This window comes from Levilactobacillus yonginensis (assembly GCF_964065165.1).
GTDB lineage: Bacteria > Bacillota > Bacilli > Lactobacillales > Lactobacillaceae > Levilactobacillus > Levilactobacillus yonginensis_A.
This window is the reverse complement of record NZ_OZ061549.1, coordinates 882,774-904,041: the sequence shown is the minus strand read 5'-3', so window position 1 is coordinate 904,041 and position 21,268 is coordinate 882,774. Positions and strand designations below refer to the sequence as shown.

Here is a 21,268-nt window from a genome sequence, read left to right as displayed (position 1 = left end):
AGATTAATGTGAATGACAAGTTAGTTTTCAAGAATAGGTTTATGTCAGGATATTTCCTGGATAAACGGTGGGTAACCTAAATGGCGCCTTCGGTCGGAAAATTTGACTGAGGGTGCTTTTGACGTAAAAAGGAGTGTGGCGTATGTCAGAAAGTACGGACAAATTGAAAGCGGCCGTGACAGCGGCTTTAGAAGAGGATCATCAACGTTTAGCGGACTATCTAAAGATCGAAACGGTATCCGCACAAAATAAAGGTATTGAGGAGACAGTTGCCTTTCTAGAGTCAGCGTTTCAGGAGTTGGGTGCCGGAGTCACGGTGTGGCGGGACGTACCTGGCAGTAATCCGTTTGTTTTTGCTACGCTACCAGCAGGGCCACAGGGGAACGCTGATAAGACGTTACTCTTCTATAACCATTATGACGTTCAGCCGCCGGAACCGTTAGATGAGTGGCAAACTGAACCGTTTAAATTAACCGAAGTGGGTGGTAAATACATTGCCCGCGGCGTCTCAGATGATAAAGGCGAACTCATGCTACGCTTGTCTGCCGTGAAAGCTTTGCAACGCAGCGGTGGGTTACCATGCAACCTCAAGTTTGTCGTTGAGGGGGAAGAAGAGATCGGTAGTCGCCATATTCCCCAGATGACCGTCAAACACGCTACTGACTTGGCTGCTGATGGCCTCGTCTGGGAAACTGGTGGTAAGGATGCCGACGAGAATTTTGCCATCACCTGTGGCGTGAAGGGCATCATGAGTTTTGAACTTACCGTTCAGACGGCTGCGGTGGATTTACATTCTTCACTGGCGGCCTACGCTGACAACGCTGCTTGGCGGCTGACCCGAGCGTTAGCTTCCTTACGTGGTCCGAAGAATGAAGTGTTAGTAGATGGTTTCTACGATGATGTTCGGTCACTGACACCGGTTGAGCAGACTGCTGTAGATGAGATGAACTTTAACGAAGAGCAAACGCGGAAGACGTTCGGGCTGACAGCACCATTAGTGACCGATGAACCAACCACGGCACTGATCAATGCAACGACCATGACCATTAATGGGTTGACCAGCGGCTACGAGGGCGATGGGGTAAAGACCGTTTTGCCTAAGTTTGCGAAGGCCAAGCTAGACTGTCGACTAGTACCAAATCAGGATCCACATAAGCTAGCAGAATTGATTCAACAGCAATTAACGGCCAACGGTTTTTCCGATGTCAAGGTTAACTACTTATTGGGTGAGAAACCATTTCGCTCTGACTTAACGGATGACCTGGTTCAGACGGCGGTGGCAACTGCTCATGAAGTTTATGGTAATTCTGTGAAATTAGTTCCAAACTCTGCCGGAACTGGACCGCAAGCACCATTTGATGAGGTGATTAAAACACCAATCGTGGCGTTTGGATCTACCTGGTCCGGCTCTGGGGCCCACGCGCCAAATGAAAACATCCGAGTGGCTGATTATTTACAGGCGGGGGAATACACCGCCAGATTCATTCGGGCATTTGGTGAAGGCTAGGGAGTTGTAAATGACCATCAAGGCGTGGACTAATGACTAACAACGATTCATCGTTCAGCAAATCACATGTCTAATGGAAGAAAAGATTTTTAGTTTAGATGTTAATCAGCTACTTTTGGCTGAACAAACCGCATTAAGTCAGGGCTCGTTCGACCAAAAAAACACAAAAAAGCCACGCTCCCGAGGGAACGTGGCTTTTCTCGTCATAGGTTAAGTCATTTCTGGCGTTTAGATGGAGCCGGCGGGGATCGAACCCGCGTCCTAGCATATTGCCACCTTAACGTCTACACGCATAGGCAGACTACTTATCGTTTCACTGAATAACTTGCCGCCTGTCAGGGCCCACATACTCAGCTAACCTGATTCATCTCTTCTAACGTACTTCAGGTGGGAGCCGTTAGCGTAAGCCCGTTAAATTTAGGACCCAGATCTAGACCGCGGGCAAGCCTAGGAGGATCTACGTTAAGCGCCTATTAAGCAGCTAAAGCGTAAGAATTGTTATTATTTTTTGCAGTTATAATAAACTGGACCTTTTAACGTAGATGCCGCTACGACGCGCAGTCAAGGTTCAACCTATACCAGTCGAATCCAGAACGGCCCCATGACGATACTAACTAAGTTTACCATACCTATGACGACCTGCAAAGAATTTCGCCTATTTGGGCTTAAATTAAGGCATTAATGCCTTGAGCAGTATAGTATAATAGGTAGTTGAGAAAGCCTCATAGCCATTAAACCAAGTAACCGGTCAAAAGTTACAGAAACTTCATGGTTCCATCATGGCGACTTCTGATGAACCTGTTAGTTTCAGAGTACCCATGTTCACGAACTTTTGCCGGCTCCGATGACATGACACGAGAATCTTTGGAGGATGCAATGAAGTTATTAATGATTGAAGACAACCACTCAGTATCACAAATGATGTCGATGTTTTTTAAGAAGGAGCAGTGGGACGTGCAATTTGCCTATGATGGCAATGAAGCTGTTGAAATGTTCGCGGCCGCTCCTAATGATTGGGACATGGTCACCCTGGACCTGAACTTGCCCGGTATGGACGGAATGCAGGTCAGCACAGAGATTCGTAAGCTATCGCCGACGGTACCAATCATCATGCTCACTGCCCGGGATTCCGAAAGTGATCAAGTGTTGGGGTTGGAGATGGGGGCTGATGACTATGTCACTAAGCCATTTAGCCCGATTACCCTGATTGCCAGAATTAAGGCCCTTCACCGGCGTGCCGAGTTGGGCCCTACAACAAAGACAGCAGCCAGGGCACCGTTGAACGATACGGAAGCCTTTGATGTCGTCACCGAGAACTTTAAGCTCAATACAAAGACGCGTGAAGCGTACCTGAACGGCCGTCAGATTCAGGAGCTGACGCCCAAGGAGTTTGATTTGCTCAAGACGTTGGCCCAAAAGCCGCGTCAGGTTTTTTCTCGAGAGCAGTTGCTCCAGCTAGTTTGGGACTACGAGTACTATGGTGACGAGCGGACAGTTGATGCCCACATTAAGAAATTACGACAAAAGATTGAAAAGGTTGGCCCCCAAGTTATTCAAACCGTTTGGGGTGTCGGTTACAAATTTGATGATAGTGGAGCAGATCAGCAATGAAGTTAATGTACCAACAAATGTTAGGATTCTTTGCAGCCATCACCATTATCCTAGTCCTAATGGGGGTTTCATATTCCCAGATGACGCGGCACATGGTGTACAGTAACACGTGGAATTCACTGGAAAAGTATTCGAACAGCTTGATTGAACAGTCGTTGCGGATTAGTTCACAGGATCCTCGGACGGTCAACTTTGATACAACAGCGTTAGAAAATAGCGAGCAACTCCTGCAAAACCAGGCCATTAGTACGACTATCTACAGCGCCACGAACAAAATTGTTTTTCCGGCCAACGTTTATCAACAACCCATCAATAAGTCTGATTGGAAGAAACTCAAAAATAATCAGATTATCCACAAAGTGGTTGATCGCCAGGTCCGCAATAAGAATGGGCGGGTCAGTCCGGCCATGACGGAGGTCATGAAGCCCTATTTCTACAATCACAAGTTGGTAGCCGTAGTAGTCATGGGAGCGTTCGTCTCCGACATCAATACCAACGTGAATCAGATTAATCGAAATTTGATTCGTTCCTTGTTGGTTTCTTGTTTGGTGGCCATCGTGGCCAGTTACATTTTGGCACGGTACTACACCTCCCGGATCAATCGGTTGCGGAAAGCGACCAATCAGGTTGCCAAGGGGAACTATGATGTTCAAATGGCTAGTCGTAATCGAGATGAAATTGATGACTTGATCAATGATTTTAACGGGATGGCCCATTCGCTGAAGGATTCTCAAGAGGAAATCCAACGACAAGAAGAGCGCCGACGTGAGTTCATGGCCAACGCTTCTCATGAAATGCGGACACCGTTGACCACCATCAATGGTTTGCTTGAGGGAATGGCATACGATGCGATTCCGGAAGAGAGTAAGGAAGAAAGCATTGCATTGATGCGAAGCGAGACTAGCCGTCTGATTCGACTCGTCAATGAGAACTTGGATTACGAGAAAATTCGTTCTAACCAGATTACGTTAAATCTGCATGAGTTCAATGCGGTGGATGCTTTGCATAATATCGTAGAACAACTGAAGCAAAAGGCTGAAGATAGCGGGGATTACCTGGAGTTACAGGCACCCAAGGAAATTGAAGTTTACGCCGATTATGACCGGTTTGTGCAAATTATGTTTAACATCACCCAAAATGCCATTCAATTTACCCAGCATGGGCACGTTACCATTTCTGCTCAGCGGGGATATGAAGAGACCATTGTGAAGGTAGCCGATGATGGGATGGGGATGTCTGAAGAACAATTGCAGAATATCTGGGAACGCTACTATAAGGCAGATCCATCCCGAAAAAATACCAAGTATGGCGAGTCTGGTTTGGGCTTGTCAATCGTCCACCAGCTGGTTCAACTGCATCACGGAAAAATCAGTGTGACGAGTAAAGAAAATATTGGGACCACGTTCACAGTAATCTTTCCCGATCAACATCAGACAAACTCAGAACGCGTACGAACGGATGAAAGCTAAAGCTGCGCAGGTGAGGCCCACGACTTGTCGCTGAAAACTAACGGCTGTGTTTCACGACTAGCCATGTTACAATGAGGAGACCATTAAGGAGGAAACTTTTGAAACGAGTACAAATTACCGGGAAGTCCGTCCGTAAGTTTGAGGACGGCTATCCTATCGTATCTATTACTGACTTAGAAAATCGTCGCGACTTTGAGGATGGTGCGTGGGTCCAATTGGAAAACCACGAACATTTCGTTGCGATGGCTTATTTTGCTAAACAACACCGTGGCATCGGGTACGTCCTGAGCTTACGGGAAAATGAACCAATCGACGAACGCTTCTTTGCTAGTAAGTTTAGAGCGGCCGCTGCCAAGCGGTCTGCTTTTGCGGACACCGCAGCGTACCGCTTTTTCAACGGTACGGGTGACAACCTAGGTGGGTTAGTCATCGATGTCTACAACGGACAGTATGTCTTTCGTTGGCAAAACAATGCGTTGAAACAACAATCACGGCTGATCTACGCCGGATTTGAACGTGTAATGGGCAAGGAACACGTGGTTTTAGCTGCTGCGCCTGGCCAAGATAAGACACAGATTATCAGTGGTAAGCCAGTTGATCAACCAATGAATGTGATGGAAAATGACATGTCCTTCCCAGTTGACTTGAAGTCAACGCGACAACAGCTGGCCCTGGAGTTCCGTGATATTCGTGACTGGCTTAAGCAAACGAGCCAACAGAAACGAATTCTGAACCTCTTTAGTGCAGAAACGGGTGCCGTTTCAGCCGCAATGTTAGGTGGCGCCGTTGAGGCTGTGACCGTTGATCCAACTAACCGGGCAACGACGACCGTCCAAGCACAGTTGGCAGCTAATAACTTGGACCAAGCAGCTGTTGAAATGCGGACGATGGACGTTGAAAATTACCTCGACTATGCGATTAAGCATGAGTTGACCTTCGATACGATTGTGATCAATCCACCGGCCTTTATTCGGGGCAAGAAGCGGGCGTTCACTTTGGAACAAGATCTTCAGCCGCTAGTAGAACAGGCGTTGCAGCTTGCGCAGAGTGGGTCGAACGTCCTGGTCACGACGACCGCACCAACGTATTCTATGAAACGACTGAAGTTAACGATTAACGATGCAATTCAAAATTATACCGGTCATGTAAGTGTTTCCAAAGAATTCACTTCACCAAACGACTTTTTGACCAACGTTTCGGACCGACATAGCGAATCAATTAAGGGTTTATTGTTGTTAGTTGATTAATGAAAATTCATGAAAACTATCAACACGAAGACCGAATGGTAAGATAGACCACTTGTCGTTCGGCCTTTTTTTAAATAAAATTTGTTTACTTTTAAAACTGAAACCATTAAACTAGCTATTGCAAATCAAAAAGCGCTTACAGAGAATAGTCTACAGAATGAAACGAGAGAGTTGAGGCTTGCAAAATGGGTATATTATTAGCTTTAATCCCCACAGTTTGTTGGGGGAGTATTGGTTTAATTAGTGGACGTTTGGGTGGGACTTCCTACCAACAAACATTGGGAATGACCGCTGGGGCCGTATTGTTTGGACTGTTTTCATTGATTTATTTCCACAGTCCAATTACGGGAATGTCCATGCTGGTAGGGGTTGCGTCAGGACTCTGCTGGTCAGTTGGTCAGTTTGAACAATTTCAGTCTATGAAGTTTATCGGTATTTCACGGACCGTGCCAATTTCAACTGGTCTCCAGTTAGTTGGGACCGCATTGGCCGGGGTTCTATTGTTCCATGAATGGAAGACCACTAAGATGGTCACCATGGGAACCATTGCCGTGATTGTCTTGATTGTTGGGGCAGCGATGACGTCGCTGCGTGATAAGCGTGCCACGGCTGGTGCTAGTCAACCAGTTGAAGCTGGTAAGGGGACCATTGCCATTGCGATTTCAACAATTGGGTACGTGCTTTACACGGTTATCGTGACTGCTTCGGGTCTGGATTCTAAGACCATTCTCTTTCCACAATCCTTAGGGATGATTCTGGGAGCCTTGATTTTTGTGATGTTTTCCCGACAGAAGGTTTGGCATAAGGCCACTGCCAAGAACATCATGACTGGATTGGTTTGGGGCATTGGGAACTTCTTCATGTTCATGTCCATTCCAACGGTTGGCTTAGCCATTAGCTACTCCTTAGCACAATGTGGGATCGTTATCTCTACATTTGGGAGCATTTGGTTATTGGGTGAAAAGAAGACTGGTCGCGAAATGGTCTACATCACCATCGGCTCATTGTTAGTGGTCGTTGGTGGGGTGACACTGGGTTTGATGAAACACTAATTTGATTAATTGAAGGTGAACCTGGGTAAATGTCCAGGTTCTTTTTTTATCCGTAAAAATTTAGTAAAAGTGAATTGAGACAGTCGATTGTTTGCTGGTGGCGACAGCTCGATCGCGTTATAAGTGGATTGAAAGCGCCTAAAAAACTTTCAGCCAATTTTGGACTAGACCATTTACGAGCGACTAAGTTTGCGGTATAATGAAGCAGTCAAATCAATAAAAGTGAGGTTATCTGAATATGGCACATATCGCCTTTGATCGTTCCAAACTTGATCCGTTTATTCATGACAATGAACTGGGGGAAATGCAGGCGCTGGTCAACGCTGCTGACGCTGAGTTACGTCAGGGAACCGGTGCGGGGAGTGATTTCCGTGATTGGTTGGCATTGCCAAAAGAATACGATAAAGAGGAATTTGCCCGTATTAAAGCGGCTGCAAAGAAAATTCAATCTGATTCTGAAGTCCTAGTAGTTATTGGTATTGGGGGGTCCTACTTAGGGGCCAAGATGGCTGTCGATTTCTTACACGACACATTCTTTAACTACTTACCTGCTGAGAAGCGTCAAGGACCACAAGTGTTCTTCGCTGGGAACTCCATCAGTCCTGACTACGTTCACGACTTGATTAACCTGATTGGTGACCGCGACTTTTCCGTTAACGTGATCTCGAAGTCTGGGACGACAACGGAGCCTTCAATTGCGTTCCGAATCTTCAAGGATAAATTAATTAAAAAGTATGGCGAAGATGGGGCCAAGTCTCGTATCTACGCTACGACTGACAAGAAACGTGGGGCTTTGAAGACTGAAGCCGACGCTGCTGGTTATGAAACCTTTGTTATTCCTGATGGCGTTGGTGGTCGTTACTCCGTCCTGACCGCTGTTGGTTTGTTGCCAATCGCTGCTTCTGGTGCCAACATTGATGATTTGATGAAGGGGGCTGCTGATGCCCAAGATGCATACACTAACCCTGATTTGACTAAGAATGAAGCCTACCAATACGCTGCCTTACGGAATATCTTGTACCGGAAGGGGTACACCACTGAATTGCTTGAAAACTACGAACCACGTCTGCAGTACTTCGCAGAATGGTGGAAGCAATTGATGGGTGAATCCGAAGGAAAAGATCAAAAGGGTATCTACCCATCATCCGCAAACTTCAGTACCGACTTACACTCCTTGGGTCAATACATCCAGGAAGGTCGCCGGAACTTGATGGAAACGGTGATTACCGTGGATCAACCACAGAATGATGTCGATGTGCCTAGTGCCGACGATGATTTGGATGGTTTGAAGTACTTGCAAGGGAAGCCAATGAGCTTTGTGAACAAGAAGGCTTACGAAGGGGTCGTCCTGGCACATACCGATGGTGGTGTACCAAACATGGGCGTTCACATTCCAGACCAAACGCCATATACATTGGGTTACCTGATTTACTTCTTCGAAGTGGCTGTTGGTATCTCTGGTTACTTGAACGGTATCAACCCATTCAACCAACCAGGTGTAGAGGCTTACAAGACGAATATGTTCGCTTTGCTGGGTAAGCCAGGCTTTGAAAAGTTAGGTAAAGAATTAAACGCACGCCTTTAATTAGAATAGATATATTTAGGGGGGCTCAAAACGTACTTGTTTCGGCCCTTTTTTGATCCTTAAAATTTAGAGGACAACCGGTTGAAAAGTTTCAACTGTTACGGGTTAATTATGTTAAAATAAATTTCTAATATTATTTTTTGGTAACAGTGATGTAACGAGGATTAAAGTTTTGGTGCTAATTGGCCAGAATCCTTGTGACATATGGATAGACAGACTATAGTTGAATAGGTTAGGCTCCGGGGTAGGGGCTGACCTGTCCAACTTTAGATTTGAAATAAGGGGAGATTTTAACGTGAAGGCGTCAAAGCGGAGCTATTTGGACTACACCGTTATTTTTGTGGTGTTGGCGATTTTCCTGTACGGCATTTTTCTGCTGACAGGAAAGTCCTTTATTTGGGAAGGTGATGGGCTTGCCCAACACTATCCAATTTTAGAAAAGTTTTATACGTGGCTCCATCAAGGCAGTCTGACTGGCTGGTCTTGGGACTTAGGGTTAGGGGCCGACAAGTTGACCACTTTTTCGTACTATGTGTTAGGTGACCCATTTAGTTATTTAATCGGTTTATTTCCCAAACACAGTATTGAATTGGGCTACAACTTATTGATTTTATTGCGGTTGTACGTGAGTGGGCTGGCATTTATGTTGTTTGCTCGCCAACGGTCATTCAAGCCTAGTAGTCGGTTGCTGGGAACGTTAACGTATACGTTTACGGGGTATTCTTTGTACGTTAGTATTCGGCACCCATTCTTCCTGCTACCAATGATTCTGTTCCCACTTTTGGCTTACGGAATTGATCACGTCTATCGTCAGAAATCGTGGTTACCGCTGGCCTTTTTCACGGGACTTGCGTTAATCAGTAACTTTTATTTTGCCTACATATTGGCCATCGGTAGTTTTGTGTACGCAGTGCTACGTTACTTTAAGCTACGTGAAACGACTCATTTTAAAGTTTGGCCATTAATTGGTCGTTTGGTTGGTGCTGGGGCAACGGGGTTCCTACTATCTGGGACACTGTTATTGCCATCGCTCCTAGGGGTGACCAGCTCAACGCGGGCAACGTCTTCTTTTGCCAACGGTTATTTGCTATACCCATTTAACTATTACTTACGCTTACCCAATATGTTGGTGACGACGGGGAATCCCATGCGTTTCTGGGTGAACTTGGGCTTGGCCGGTCTGACCTTCTTAAGTTTGGTCTTTGTGCTGCGGCATTTTAAACGTTATTTGTGGCTCAATATTAGTCTCTTATTGCTAGTGGTTGGTTCACTGGTACCGGCAATTGCGGCCGTGATGAATGGGATGACGACTCCCTCACAGCGGTGGTTATTACTGGGCTGTTTAGCATTTAGTATTGCCGTCATGACCTTCATGGACGAGCTGAAAAATCTGACACGCAACGATTTCTCAGTGATGATTGTCAGTACATTGGGGTTGTTGGCCATTGTTTGGGCCGCTAACGGATTTATCTACAGTAACCATCCACACGATTTTGTAATGTATGGCCTGCTGCTGTTGACACTGGGCGCCATTTTGAGTAGTCACTTCTTCCAATGGTCTCAGTCACGAACGATCTGGACCTTGTTGGGGCTCTTGAGTTTGAACATCATTGCTAATGGCTACGGCTATTTCAGTCCTAACTCTGGTGGTGCTAGTGCTCAGTTGGTTCCACAAGGCATCGCGACGAAGTATCAAAAGAACTATTACGATGGTGCTGAAAAATACACGAACAAACAGAAGGGCTTTCACCGATCCGCCACGAGTAAGTTTTATTACTATGCCAATGAAGCTAAAACAAACATGGGCATTAACCTAGGTACGCACGATATTATGACTTACTTCTCGATTGAGAACGGCTCCGTGGGGGACTTTAGTCAGTCCATGGATAACGCGCAATTTAAGATGAATAAACCCATTAATCAGGCTGATAGCCGGACGACAATGAACAACTTATTAGGTGTTAAGTATGTTTTTGCCCGGACAAATCAGTTGGGTATGCAGGCCTTTCCGTATGGATACACGCCAGCCAAACGTAAGAACGGGCAGGCCGTGACTTACCAGGATCAATTGGTGCATGACTTGGGGAATAATTATCCGACAACGGTGCTTAAATCAAAGAACGCTTTGCCACTGGCTTATCTGCAAACGCAACAGCTTAGTCAGCGTCAGTTTAATCAGCTCAGTGGGCCAGACCGTGAACAGGCCTTGACAACGGGGGCAGTGGTTGATGGTGGCGCAAAGCGTGTTAAAACGAAAACGTATCACAGTCGGACTCGTCAAATTAGTTACCAAGCATTGGCCGATGATCGGTCAGTCTTGGACAGTCTCAGCAAAGTGGTTGACTACCGGAAGTCCGGGAACAAGACCGAAGCTGAGTTGGAGATGAAGCCATTCCAGCCATCGTTACGGAAAAACAACCGCGACCGTTCTGTAAACATTGATAATGACGTGCAGCGAGTGACGAAGCTGACCGAACAAAACGCTCGAACGTTCAAACGGACACAGCAAGTCAACGCACATGGCTTAAAGGAAATGACATCAGACAACCAAAATGATCCGATTACTTACAATTTAAAGGTCAACGATCCCCTGAGAACGCGGAATACAGAGCTGTACTTGGAAATTGATGGTATTAAGGCGGAGAACTTTAGTGTCGACGACAAGTACAATGGTGATCGGAACAATAGTATCTTTAAAAATAACGCATATACCGGTATTTCGCGGATCAATAAGCTGCGAAGTGCCATCTGGCAACAGAGTGACGGTGCCTACACGGCGACTGCGACAACGCCAGAAAATATCAACACGTTTAGCCAACTCGGTCGGAGTAATTTATCCGACTATCAGAACAAGCAACGGGTCGTGCTGAACTTGGGTTATTCACACAAGGATCGCCGGAATATTCAGCTGGCCTTCAAGGGTGTGAAGAGCTTGAAGTTTAAGTCCGTTAAATTGGTCGCTGTGCCATTCGGTAAGCAGTATGACCAACGGATGCAGAACTTAAGGAAACAGGGCTTACAAGGACTCTCCGTGAAGCAGAATAGTGTTACGGGGACCTCTCAGTCAGCTCAGACTAGTGTCCTGACCACGTCCATTCCTTACTCTAAGGGGTGGCACTTGACGGTCGATGGGAAGCAGCAAGCGACTAAGAAGGTCAATGTAGGCTTTGTTGGTGCACAACTGCCAGCTGGTAAGCATCGCATTCGGTTGACGTATCAAACACCTGGCCTGAAAGCCGGAGAACTGGCCACTCTGCTGGGTGTGTTAGTGATTATCGCTACGGGTGTCGCGAGTGTTTGGCGCCGGCGAAGATAAGTTAAATACATGTTAGAGGAAACTACCAATTTGGTGGTTTCTTTTTTTGCGTAAAAAAGGGGACCGTCTTTACCCTGTATAAAATTACATTTTCTGTGAATTCATACAATCTGGCCGAAAAAATCTGAAAATTTATTGACACCAAACGCTGAACAGGTTACTATTAAATAGTTGTTTCGACATTGGAAACAGGCTTATTGGGTATTAGCCAAATTGGTAAGGCGGCGGACTCTGAATCCGTAATTTACTGGTTCGAGTCCAGTATACCCAATCATATGGTTCATATTAGTCGTCAGGTTGACCTCACAGAGGTTGATCTGGCGGCTTTTTTGTCCAATGGATTTTAACTAGTCACTGGTAATTTGCCAGTGGCGGTCGGTATACCAAGTCGATGTCTTTGAAATAGTCAGCTAAAGTTGAAAAATTTATACTTTTATTCGACATACTAGGTTAAACGACATAATGTGACATACCCATCATGTATGATTACGAGTGTCTAGTTAGTTAACACTACGACAGGGATAAAGGCAATCAGGGCGACCAGTTGCCAGTTGAAGGAGGAACTACATATGGGATTGATGAAAAGCGGACTCACTAGTTTGCTGGTCATGTTGAGCTTAGGCGGCGGTCTGATTACCGCATCTACCACGGCCCAAGCCAAGTCTGTGGATGTTACGATTAAAGACGATGGTGGTAAGCAGACCGTGACGTATAACGGTAAAGAATATACCGCAGAACAGGCGGTTAGGCTGGGACTTATCGTCGACAAAACTGTTAACGCCAAGGAAAATCGCTGGGCCTACCAGGTCACAAACGTGAAGGCCAAGCGTACCAAGTCTGGTAAATCAGTGAAGGTTACTGGGAAGCTAAAGGTCACCAACATTACGACCAGTGTTTTCACACCCGCAAAGAACGTTCAAATTAGGATGGGTAAGACTACCAAATTGGCTAAGTTAACGAAGAAGTTAACCTTTAGTCAGGTGGTGAAGACCAAGGCCAAGAAGCTTAAATTACGGGCAGGTTATACTGAAAAGATTAAGGGCCACAAGTCATTTGTGGTTTTATCCGCTAATAAGCAATTTAAGGTCAGAGCCTACAAGTAATCCTAAATTAAAGTGAGAACGAATTTCTCTAAAAAGTGTGTGTAGCATGAACAAGTTTATGAAGACGGGACTGTTAGCAGTCCTGAGTATTGTGTTGGTGGCACCAAGTTTGACGACACCAGCGAGCGCCAAGAGTAAGGTCAAGGTGCTTTCAAGCAAAAATGTTGCTAGCAAGACCTATCATGGAAGTACTGGAAATATTTATAGTAGTGCCAAGTTAACTCATCGCAAGTACAAGATGAGTAAGTATCGTTACACGACCTGGACCGCCACCAAGAAGGCTGTGATTAAGAATCATGGTAAGAAGGGGACACTGGCCTACATCAAGTCTGAAAATAAGTCTGGCTGGATCTACAAGAAGTATTTGCGTACTGGTAAGGCACCATTCAACAAGCAGAAGCGGTTAAAGGAAACATATACGGCCTACTTAAATACTTTGATGCCAGTTAACGGTGGTGATAAATCTACCCCTTATGAACGCAGTTATAGTGAAATGGCTAGTTCAATTATATATACCTGGGATGGCAATTATGGTGAGGACGGCGATGTTAACGTTGTCAGAAAAGATAAGGACGCGCTACTGAATGTTTATGGCGTCTTTAAAAACCGATTTTCTGGAGCCCAACGGTCGAGTTTGGATGCAATGGCTAAGAAACTAGACCAGCAAGAACCATACACTGATAACGTTGACGCTATTATTTCAAGTATGGATACCTTTTCCAAGGCTTTAAGCACAGCGGTAGAGGATTTGAGTTAAAACTTGATAGTTTTTGAGTTTAAGAATATCTATAGTTAAGAGGAAAAATTATGAAATTATTGAAAATTGTGAGTGCAGTGATGGTTGCCACAACCACGGGAGCCGCAGTGGTAGTAGCGACGCCAGGAGTTACGGCAGATGCTAAATCTAAGAAGTCTTTGAAGACTCTTCCCAAGTCCTTACGGCGTACCTGGTATCACTACGAAAAAAATGATAAAGGTAAATTCAGATATAGTAAGTTGACCATTTCTTCAAAAAAAATTAAGGATACCTGGAATGGCTGGGGAAACACTAAAGCCAGCACCTATAAATATGTCTTACATCAATACGATCCAGCTAAGAAACTCCAAACGGGGAAAGACAGCTGGATATTTGCCAACAAGGTTGGTAAGTCAACCGAGGTAGGCTACTGGAGAGACTCTAAGTCGGCTATGACACATAGGTTCATGCAAACTAGCTACAAGGTTGTTACTGCTAACGTGAATGGTAAAAAGGTTAAAGTACTTCATGCTAAAAATCTGCGGTCACTGCCCGTGGATACTCCTTACTATTACACCAGTAAGCACTTGGCTAAAATAACCAATCCTAAGGGGTACAACTACGAGACCCTTTACGGTCCCAAAAAATAAGATACTCACTAACTATTGCCTCTTCTGCCGTCAGGGAGAGGCAATACAATGCTAAGGATGAAACGATGAATTAATGGCTAACGGGGATGTGATTGGAATTGAGTAAAACCAATCGATGTTCTTAATAGCTATTGATTTAGCAAGCTCGGTTTCGTCCAAAGAAAATGCGTCTGAAGCTTCGTCCATTTGGGGCAAGTCTTCAGACGTGTTTTTGGTTGCATAAGTAAAGTTAGGAGGCCACCGAAGTCGAACTGGCCACCACAGTAAAGTGGGTCACGATAAATTGTTTGCGTTGGTTCATGTGACCATATAGTGCGACGTGCGCCCCGGCAGTTGCCTGGTAGGGAAAGTTTAGACCGTGCTGATGAATTAGACAATTGTGTATATCGCCAGTCTCATCGGCAATTTTAGCGAAGATGAGCAGGGGACTGAGTTTGAGTACTTTCGGCTCTGCTAATAATTTTCCGTTGAATGCGCGTTGCTCCATGATCATCACCTCAAATAGCATTATACGAACAAATGTTCGATAATGCAAGTGTGTTGTCTTGGCTTAAAAAGGACCGTCTAACGTTGGCCGTTTGTGCTGCTGGCAGAGTGAAGTAATTGGGTATACTGGGAACGAACCAGTGGCATCTGGACTGACCGGGTGATACTGACTAAATTAATGATAACTAAGTCAAGCCTAAAATTTAAACAACTGCATGAAGTCTCATTTTAATGTAATTTCATGCAGAGAAGGATTGACTTTTTTTGGCGAATAGCGTAAATTAGATATTGCTAGTAAATGACATTGCCCGCTGGTCAAACTGGTTTAAGACGTCGCCCTCTCAAGGCGGAGTTACGGGTTCGAGCCCCGTGCGGGTGATAATTAGTCCACAAACGTTGGTAAAACAATGTTTGTGGGCTTTTTCGTAGTGCCTTTAGGCCCAGTTGAGCACGCTAAAGCGTGCGAAACAAAAACCCACCCGCTATGCGGGCGGATAATAGATCGGTTGTACCAAAAAGCCCTCCATAAGAATTAGAATGTAGGTGTCGAAGCCAACATTGCTAAATCGAAAGGGGACTTTTTAAATGGCGAATAAACTCAACAGTCTTGCGCACACAAAGTGGTTATGCAAGTACCATATCGTATTCACTCCAAAGTATAGGAGAAAGATGATTTATAATCAATATCGACGTGACTTACAGGAGGATATTCGACTTTTATGCCAGTATAAAGGGGTCAAGATTTTGGAAGGTCATATGATGCCAGATCATGTTCATCTCCTGGTAAGTATCCCACCCAAGCTCAGTGTGTCGAGCTTTATGGGATATTTAAAGGGAAAAAGTGCGTTGATGATGTTTGACCAGCATGCAAATTTGAAATATAAATTTGGAAATCGACATTTCTGGTCAATCGGATACTACGTGAGCACGGTGGGCTTGAACGAAGCCACCATCAAAAAATATATTCGTGATCAAGAAAAAAGTGATCAGGCGGTGGATAGACTCAGCGTTCGGGAGTATGAAGACCCTTTCAAGGGTCAGGGTAAGTAATACAAACGCCGCTTAAAGCGGCAGCAAAAGTGGCAAACGCAATTTGGCTTTGACACACAAAAGCCAGCGCCTTGAGACGCTGGCCAGTATCCAGGGCTTATAGCCCTCGAGAAAACCACCCGTTCAACGGGTGGTTTTTATTTTGTGCCAAAATTCTGCCAGCCAAAAGGGGCGAATATTCTGTGGACTAGGCCAGTTTTGGGTCTGGTGACACAATAAAAACTGCCTCAAGATTAGCTTGAGGCAGTTTTATAACCTAAATAGTGATCAACGAGAATCCCGTTAATTACTATTTTTATTCATGCCGCTTCTGATGAATCCAGAGGCCACTAGTCGTAATTAACAGAGCAAATCCAGCAATTGTCAGCAGGAAGCTACTGGTCTTGTGCTCGCCCGTTTGTGGCAGGGTAGAACCAACGTAACTGCCACTACCAGTTGACGATCCGCTACCGGAAGTTGAGGTGGCATTACCGCTACCAGCTCCGTAGCCAGCGGATCCAGAACCAGTCCCACCGGAAATATTGCTACCGGCCCCACCGGTTGTCACGTTACCACTGGCTTGGCCACTACCTGGGGAGGTGACTGGCTTATTTGGCTTTGCAGGTTTGTTTGGCTTTACAGGCTTCACCGGTCTAACTGGCTTAGTAGGCTTGACCGGTTTCGTTGGCTTTGGTGGCTTGACGGAAGGCGTTGTTGTGCCAGGATTTTCAGGATTGGTTGGCGTCGTAGTAGGTGGTGTTGTTGTGCCAGGTTCTTCCGGGTTAGTTGGCGTCGTTGGTGGCGTTGTCGTCCCCGGATTCTCCGGATTGGTTGGTGGTGTCGTTGTGCCAGGATTTTCGGGTCCTGAGGTGTCAGGTGCCTTCGTATCTTCAGCAGTCACACTGACTTCAGCGGATGAACCAGCTTCAATTTCAAATGGAATTGGCGTCTTGTCCAATTCGTAGCCTTCAGGTGCCTTGGTTTCAACGAATTGATACTTGCCAGCGGCTAATCCACCATAGGTAATTATTCCGGCAGTATCAGTGGTTAAATCGGCCTTAATGACTTGGCCGGTTGAATCTTGAAGTTCGTAGACAGCACCAGCTAAAGCTTTACCGGAGGCTTTATCCGTCTTCGTCAGTTTGACTAGACCGGAATCGCCTTCTTCACTACCATTACCATTATCGCCATTACCAGTACCGCCGCCGCCCCAGACGATTTGAGAATTAACGGTTTGGCCATTCAGTGTCGCACTATTTTTCCAAGCGCCACCGGTACCAGAAACGTCTGGTTTCGTGTGATAGGTCATGTTGACCGCGGTGTTGATGTTCTCGAAAGAAAAGATGACGGTACTATTGCCTGCATCAACGCTAGGGGTCACAGATCCGCCGTCGCTAACAAAGCTACCGGTGTCATCGAACTTTCCAGTTTGGGCGTGGACACTACCTGGGACATAACTTTGTCCGGGCCCGAGGTTATCAGTGATGACGGCTTGACCTAGGTGGGTGCTGTTAGGGTTGAACGCAATGTTCCAGGTGAGTAATGCGGGTGAACCGTCTGGGTTACGCTCTGCTACCCAACCAATTTTGTTGATACCCCAATCAAGTCCAATGTTGGCATTCTCTTCGGTTCCTTTGACGTAGAAATGTAGGTCTCCGGCACGGTTCGTCGATGTGCTGGATAGGGTGTCGTTAAAGGTGATGACCCCGGTATTTTCACCCTCCTTGATGGAAAATGTCCCAATTTCGCGGCCACTGTCATCGTACAGTGGGAATGTTACATCCCGACGACCAACAGCTGATTGAGGAAAAGTGACGGTTGCTGTGTCGCCAGCTTGAATGGTTACACCGTCAGGAATGCCCCATTTGTAGTCAACCAAATAGGTGTCCCATTTACTGAGATCACTGCCGTTAGGAATGGTTTTGCCATTAGTGTCCGTAATTACTGCATCATTTTCACCTAAACCAGCGACCTGAATGTTCTTGGCTTGAGCAGTGACTGAAGTCATACCGATACCGCCGATCAAGAAAACAAAAACAGCTATTAAGATGCCAATAATAATATTGGCTTTCTTTCTTCGCATCGTAATCCTCCTCCAATCTTTGAGTGCTCGCAGCCTACAGATTGACCAATCATCAATCGGAACAACTGCTTGTGTCAGAAATACTTTGTCTAAGATGTTTCATTCACTGCTCTGTATTTACTATAATGACAATTGGTTGGAGTAGGGAATCTGTGAGAAAAAAAAGGGGGAGTTGAAAAATAGGGCAACTTAGCTGGTAATTAATGTTGCAATTCCATTGAAGTTAGCGAAAAAGTCTTGCCACTAACGTTGGTATAAAGCCATTTAATGGCTATTTTGATTGGTGGATTAGAGGTTGCTAAGGGTGAATTAAAAGCCGCCTACCAGAAAGTGTAGACGGCTTTATTCAACTGAGTAGATAGTTTGAATGTGACGATTTCGTTAGCCTAGGTCGCACTAATAGCGACCATTATAAGGCAACTAAGCGAGGTTTACCGTAGTACCAGCCCTGACGAAGGGGAATCTCAAGCTGATTAGCGAGCTGATCCTCCTCGGCGTTTTCCACGCCTTCTAGGATTAATCGTAGTCGATACTGCTGAGAAATCTTCTTCCAGAATTTGAGGGCATCGGGAATTTCATCTTCCCGGCCAGCTTCCCGAAAGTTCTGCATGGCAAATTTGATTTCGCTAGCGTACGATAAAATCGGTTCAATGTGTTCATATGTATTGATGCCAGTACCGATGTCGTCGAGGCTAAGCTGAATACCTTTCCCGTCAAAGTAATGGACTTGGTCGATGACTTGCTCATCAGTAATGGTGGCGTCGGTGAGCTCTTCGGTGACCTCTAGCACTAGGGTAATGGGGTAGATGGCCTGTTGAGCAGCCACAATGGTTTTAGCGATGGTGGGGTCCACAAACTGAGTTTGATTGACGTTGTAAGAAACTGAGCCAACTTTGAGGAGCAATTTCTGTGCGGTCTGGCGAATCAAGTCAGCTTGAACGTCAATGGGGATAGTTTCAAATTCGCGGGGGAGGGCCCAGTGGTCAGCAACTCGTTGCCGAATGAGCATCTCATAGCCAATTAATGAATTGTTGAGAACGTTTAGTTGCGGCTGGAGAAAGTAACGGTACATCGTGTGGCGTGCCTCCTTTTGAAGTGTCTGGTACTATCATACTGTATTTTTAGCGTTTTAAATAGGGGGAACGACAGAGAAAGCCAGTAAGTGTGGAGCGAACGCTAAGAATCTTGGTGTTGATATTAGCGTTTAGATAACTTTAAATGGCGTCGTCATATGAAAAGGTTTATAGTAGATGTATTCGTTTGATTAACGCAGTGTAATTATTGGTGGGTGATGGGGTTCACCACCACCAGCGTAAAAACCGTTAGTTAAAATATTTAATTTACAAGGAGAATGGTTCTATGTCATGGACGATGTGGCTCGTTCCCCCAATTATTACCAGTATTTTTTTTGTGTTAGGTGTTATCACGCTTTACTGGTCCATTTTTAATTGGGTAACGGCAAAAGTCGAATCGCAAAATAAGCCGATTGACATCAAAAAAGTTCAAATTGCTATTGGCTTGGCCTGCGCGGTAGTTTCTATTTTTGCCTTGCAGTTCTTAGTTCGCGACAGTCATCTTTCGTGGACATTCACCAATTTTCAGTTGCTCTTACTGATATTTGTGGCGTACTTTTTACAACTTAAAATTCCACACTGGCTAATCTTTATTTCTGGAGTGGGCTTTATGTTAATCAATGGTAACGTAACAGCACCATTATCATGGGTCTACACCATTATTTTCGTGTTATTCTACGTCGTTTCCTACCAACAGAGTACGCATCTCTGGAGGTGGCCGTTTACGCGTTACATGGCGATTGCATTAGCATTTGCCCTGGTCCTCTGGGGGCTAGTTGCCGTACGGTTTCACTTAGAGATGGTAACCTACTGGATTGAAATTGCAGATTACGCCGTTCTTGCTAGTCTGATGTACGGTTACTTCAAGATCCAAGATAAGGACCGGCGGATCAAGGATCGGCTGTTCCAATCAGCTAATTGGGATGCGCTGACCCATGTCCAAAACTTTGCGGCCTACGATCGTGCTATCAATTACCACTTTCAAAGTAGCTCTGTGCGTGACGAAAATCTGTCGATGGTGATGTTTGATATTGATCACTTCAAGCAAGTGAACGATACTTACGGCCATTTGGCGGGGGATGAGGTATTAAAAGCAGTGTCGCGGTCTGTGACGGATGCACTGAAGGTTATCGATGCCGGGATGGTGTTGTACCGAACCGGTGGGGAAGAATTCAACATTATTCTCCCCCGCTGTGATTTAGAGCAGGCCCGCACCGTTGCCAAAACTGTTTTCGATGTGGTCGATGATTTGGAGATTCCGTACAATGAAGCGCTCTTGCACGTCACTATTTCAGTGGGAGCTTCTGGATTGAGCGCAGCGGATCATAATCCGTTGGACTTTTATAAACGAGTCGATGCCAATCTGTACCATTCGAAGCAACATGGCCGACGACAGATTACGGTCGGTTAGTTTCTTTATAAAATTGTAAATATAGGATAGGTGTTTGCCCGGTCTGATTGGTGTAGAATAATGGCTAGTCAGGGATTCCCGGACAGAATGGAGCGATCATCGTGATATTAAGTCTTCTACTATTACTCTTATTATTTCCAATTTTGCGGTTGGTCTTCGGCATGGCCGGTTGGTTACTGGGACTAGTGGGCACGTTGATTATTGGTGTCATTGTGCTAGTTGTCTTTGCCGCGCTGTTCCGCTTCTTCTTAGTGGCTGTGTTAGTCATTGGGGGTGGCCTCTGGGCCTCACGAGCATTATTCAATTAGAAAGCCAAAAAGAGCGAGCCAAAAGGTGGTTCGTCAATGAACATTAACGTTGATAGACAAACAATCCTGGTATCGGATTGTTTGTCTATCAGGGGTAAGTGGAGTTGACTGCCTTTTGGCGCACGTTTCGACCAGGTATGTTCGGAGCGCAAAAAGGGTCTGGGACTTCTGTCCCAAACCCTTTTTTAATGTGTAGGTTACTATTCAAATGAAATTTCCACCAAGTAGGTGTGCTCGGCTTGGATGTAACCTGTTGTGATCCAGACCTCTGAGTAGTCCAGTTTTGAACTATTGGTTCGGTCAAAGAAATCATTTAACAGGTCGCCATTTTTAGCCAGGAAGTCTTCATCCATCCGATTGACTAGTAGTCGGTCAGTTGGAAAGTAGATATCTGGGTTGGCCACCTTGACAGTGTCAGGCACACCAATCGAAACAACGTTACTATTGCGTTGCTGGATGAAGGACACATCGTGTTGGTGGCGGTGAATGTACGTCAAAACGTTATAGATTGAATCTGAGTTACTCGCCACAGTTTTCTTTCTCCCTTCGGTGTCTACATTGTAACAAATATCTGGGGGTTTACCAGTGCTTCATTTCTCCGG

General features: G+C 45.5%; 16 protein-coding genes, 2 tRNA genes, 1 other RNA gene and 1 pseudogene. 15 read left to right on the top strand and 5 right to left on the bottom strand.

Annotated features, from left to right (window positions below; all coding sequences use genetic code 11):
- Nucleotides 1-142: 142 nt before the first annotated feature.
- On the top strand, nt 143-1,507 hold the full coding sequence (locus tag AB3Y94_RS04470) for a M20/M25/M40 family metallo-hydrolase (RefSeq protein ID WP_367295204.1): 1,365 nt from the start codon (nt 143-145) through the stop codon (nt 1,505-1,507).
- 230 nt (nt 1,508-1,737) lie between these two features.
- On the opposite strand, the gene ssrA is transcribed toward AB3Y94_RS04470, so the two are convergent.
- Nucleotides 1,738-2,108, bottom strand: a transfer-messenger RNA (tmRNA) gene (gene ssrA, locus AB3Y94_RS04465).
- A gap of 275 nt (nt 2,109-2,383) precedes the next feature.
- On the opposite strand from ssrA, the gene AB3Y94_RS04460 reads away from it, so the two are divergent.
- The 10 genes from AB3Y94_RS04460 to AB3Y94_RS04415 all read left to right on the top strand — a co-directional run bounded on the left by AB3Y94_RS04460 (nt 2,384) and on the right by AB3Y94_RS04415 (nt 14,276).
- On the top strand, nt 2,384-3,118 hold the full coding sequence (locus AB3Y94_RS04460; protein ID WP_367296480.1) for a response regulator transcription factor: 735 nt from the start codon (nt 2,384-2,386) through the stop codon (nt 3,116-3,118).
- Nucleotides 3,115-4,587, top strand: a complete 1,473-nt coding sequence (locus AB3Y94_RS04455) for an ATP-binding protein (RefSeq protein WP_367295203.1) — start codon at nt 3,115-3,117, stop codon at nt 4,585-4,587. Before AB3Y94_RS04460 ends, AB3Y94_RS04455 begins: the two co-directional genes overlap by 4 nt.
- A 98-nt stretch (nt 4,588-4,685) precedes the next feature.
- Complete coding sequence (locus AB3Y94_RS04450; protein WP_367295202.1) at nt 4,686-5,834, top strand: class I SAM-dependent methyltransferase; 1,149 nt, start codon at nt 4,686-4,688, stop codon at nt 5,832-5,834.
- A 185-nt stretch (nt 5,835-6,019) separates the two neighbouring features.
- Nucleotides 6,020-6,886, top strand: a complete 867-nt coding sequence (locus AB3Y94_RS04445; RefSeq protein ID WP_367295201.1) for a GRP family sugar transporter — start codon at nt 6,020-6,022, stop codon at nt 6,884-6,886.
- Nucleotides 6,887-7,124: 238 nt separating this feature from the next.
- Nucleotides 7,125-8,471: a glucose-6-phosphate isomerase gene (locus AB3Y94_RS04440; protein WP_367295200.1), complete on the top strand. Its 1,347-nt coding sequence runs from the start codon at nt 7,125-7,127 to the stop codon at nt 8,469-8,471.
- A 295-nt stretch (nt 8,472-8,766) separates the two neighbouring features.
- Nucleotides 8,767-11,787, top strand: a complete 3,021-nt coding sequence (locus AB3Y94_RS04435; protein ID WP_367295199.1) for a YfhO family protein — start codon at nt 8,767-8,769, stop codon at nt 11,785-11,787.
- Nucleotides 11,788-11,985: 198 nt separating this feature from the next.
- A tRNA-Gln gene (locus AB3Y94_RS04430) sits at nt 11,986-12,058 on the top strand.
- 298 nt (nt 12,059-12,356) lie between these two features.
- On the top strand, nt 12,357-12,890 hold the full coding sequence (locus AB3Y94_RS04425; RefSeq protein ID WP_367295198.1) for a hypothetical protein: 534 nt from the start codon (nt 12,357-12,359) through the stop codon (nt 12,888-12,890).
- Between the two features lie 46 nt (nt 12,891-12,936).
- Complete coding sequence (locus tag AB3Y94_RS04420) at nt 12,937-13,647, top strand: hypothetical protein (protein ID WP_367295197.1); 711 nt, start codon at nt 12,937-12,939, stop codon at nt 13,645-13,647.
- A gap of 50 nt (nt 13,648-13,697) precedes the next feature.
- Nucleotides 13,698-14,276: a hypothetical protein gene (locus AB3Y94_RS04415; RefSeq protein WP_367295196.1), complete on the top strand. Its 579-nt coding sequence runs from the start codon at nt 13,698-13,700 to the stop codon at nt 14,274-14,276.
- A gap of 229 nt (nt 14,277-14,505) precedes the next feature.
- Here AB3Y94_RS04415 and AB3Y94_RS04410 read toward each other — a convergent pair whose 3' ends face one another.
- Nucleotides 14,506-14,784, bottom strand: coding sequence for a hypothetical protein (locus tag AB3Y94_RS04410; RefSeq protein WP_367295195.1), 279 nt, complete (start codon nt 14,782-14,784; stop codon nt 14,506-14,508).
- 283 nt (nt 14,785-15,067) lie between these two features.
- Here AB3Y94_RS04410 and AB3Y94_RS04405 point away from each other — a divergent pair.
- Together AB3Y94_RS04405 and tnpA are read left to right on the top strand one after the other, a co-directional pair.
- Nucleotides 15,068-15,141 (top strand) — tRNA-Glu (locus AB3Y94_RS04405).
- A gap of 206 nt (nt 15,142-15,347) precedes the next feature.
- Nucleotides 15,348-15,812: an IS200/IS605 family transposase gene (gene tnpA, locus AB3Y94_RS04400; protein ID WP_367295194.1), complete on the top strand. Its 465-nt coding sequence runs from the start codon at nt 15,348-15,350 to the stop codon at nt 15,810-15,812.
- Between the two features lie 295 nt (nt 15,813-16,107).
- Here the strand turns inward: tnpA and AB3Y94_RS04395 are convergent, their stop codons facing one another.
- Together AB3Y94_RS04395 and AB3Y94_RS04390 are read right to left on the bottom strand one after the other, a co-directional pair.
- On the bottom strand, nt 16,108-17,874 hold the full coding sequence (locus AB3Y94_RS04395) for a SpaA isopeptide-forming pilin-related protein (protein ID WP_367295193.1): 1,767 nt from the start codon (nt 17,872-17,874) through the stop codon (nt 16,108-16,110).
- Nucleotides 17,875-18,283: 409 nt separating this feature from the next.
- Nucleotides 18,284-18,955 (bottom strand): annotated as a pseudogene (locus tag AB3Y94_RS04390) (EAL domain-containing protein); the annotation flags it as partial.
- 278 nt (nt 18,956-19,233) lie between these two features.
- Between AB3Y94_RS04390 and AB3Y94_RS04385 the strand changes: the two are divergent.
- Entirely contained in the window at nt 19,234-20,358 is a 1,125-nt protein-coding gene (locus AB3Y94_RS04385; protein ID WP_367295192.1) for a GGDEF domain-containing protein, read from the top strand.
- Nucleotides 20,359-20,459: 101 nt separating this feature from the next.
- Nucleotides 20,460-20,666: a hypothetical protein gene (locus tag AB3Y94_RS04380; RefSeq protein WP_367295191.1), complete on the top strand. Its 207-nt coding sequence runs from the start codon at nt 20,460-20,462 to the stop codon at nt 20,664-20,666.
- Between the two features lie 200 nt (nt 20,667-20,866).
- Here AB3Y94_RS04380 and AB3Y94_RS04375 read toward each other — a convergent pair whose 3' ends face one another.
- A complete protein-coding gene (locus tag AB3Y94_RS04375; RefSeq protein WP_367295190.1) occupies nt 20,867-21,196 on the bottom strand; it encodes a hypothetical protein in 330 nt (109 codons plus the stop codon).
- Nucleotides 21,197-21,268: the final 72 nt, after the last annotated feature.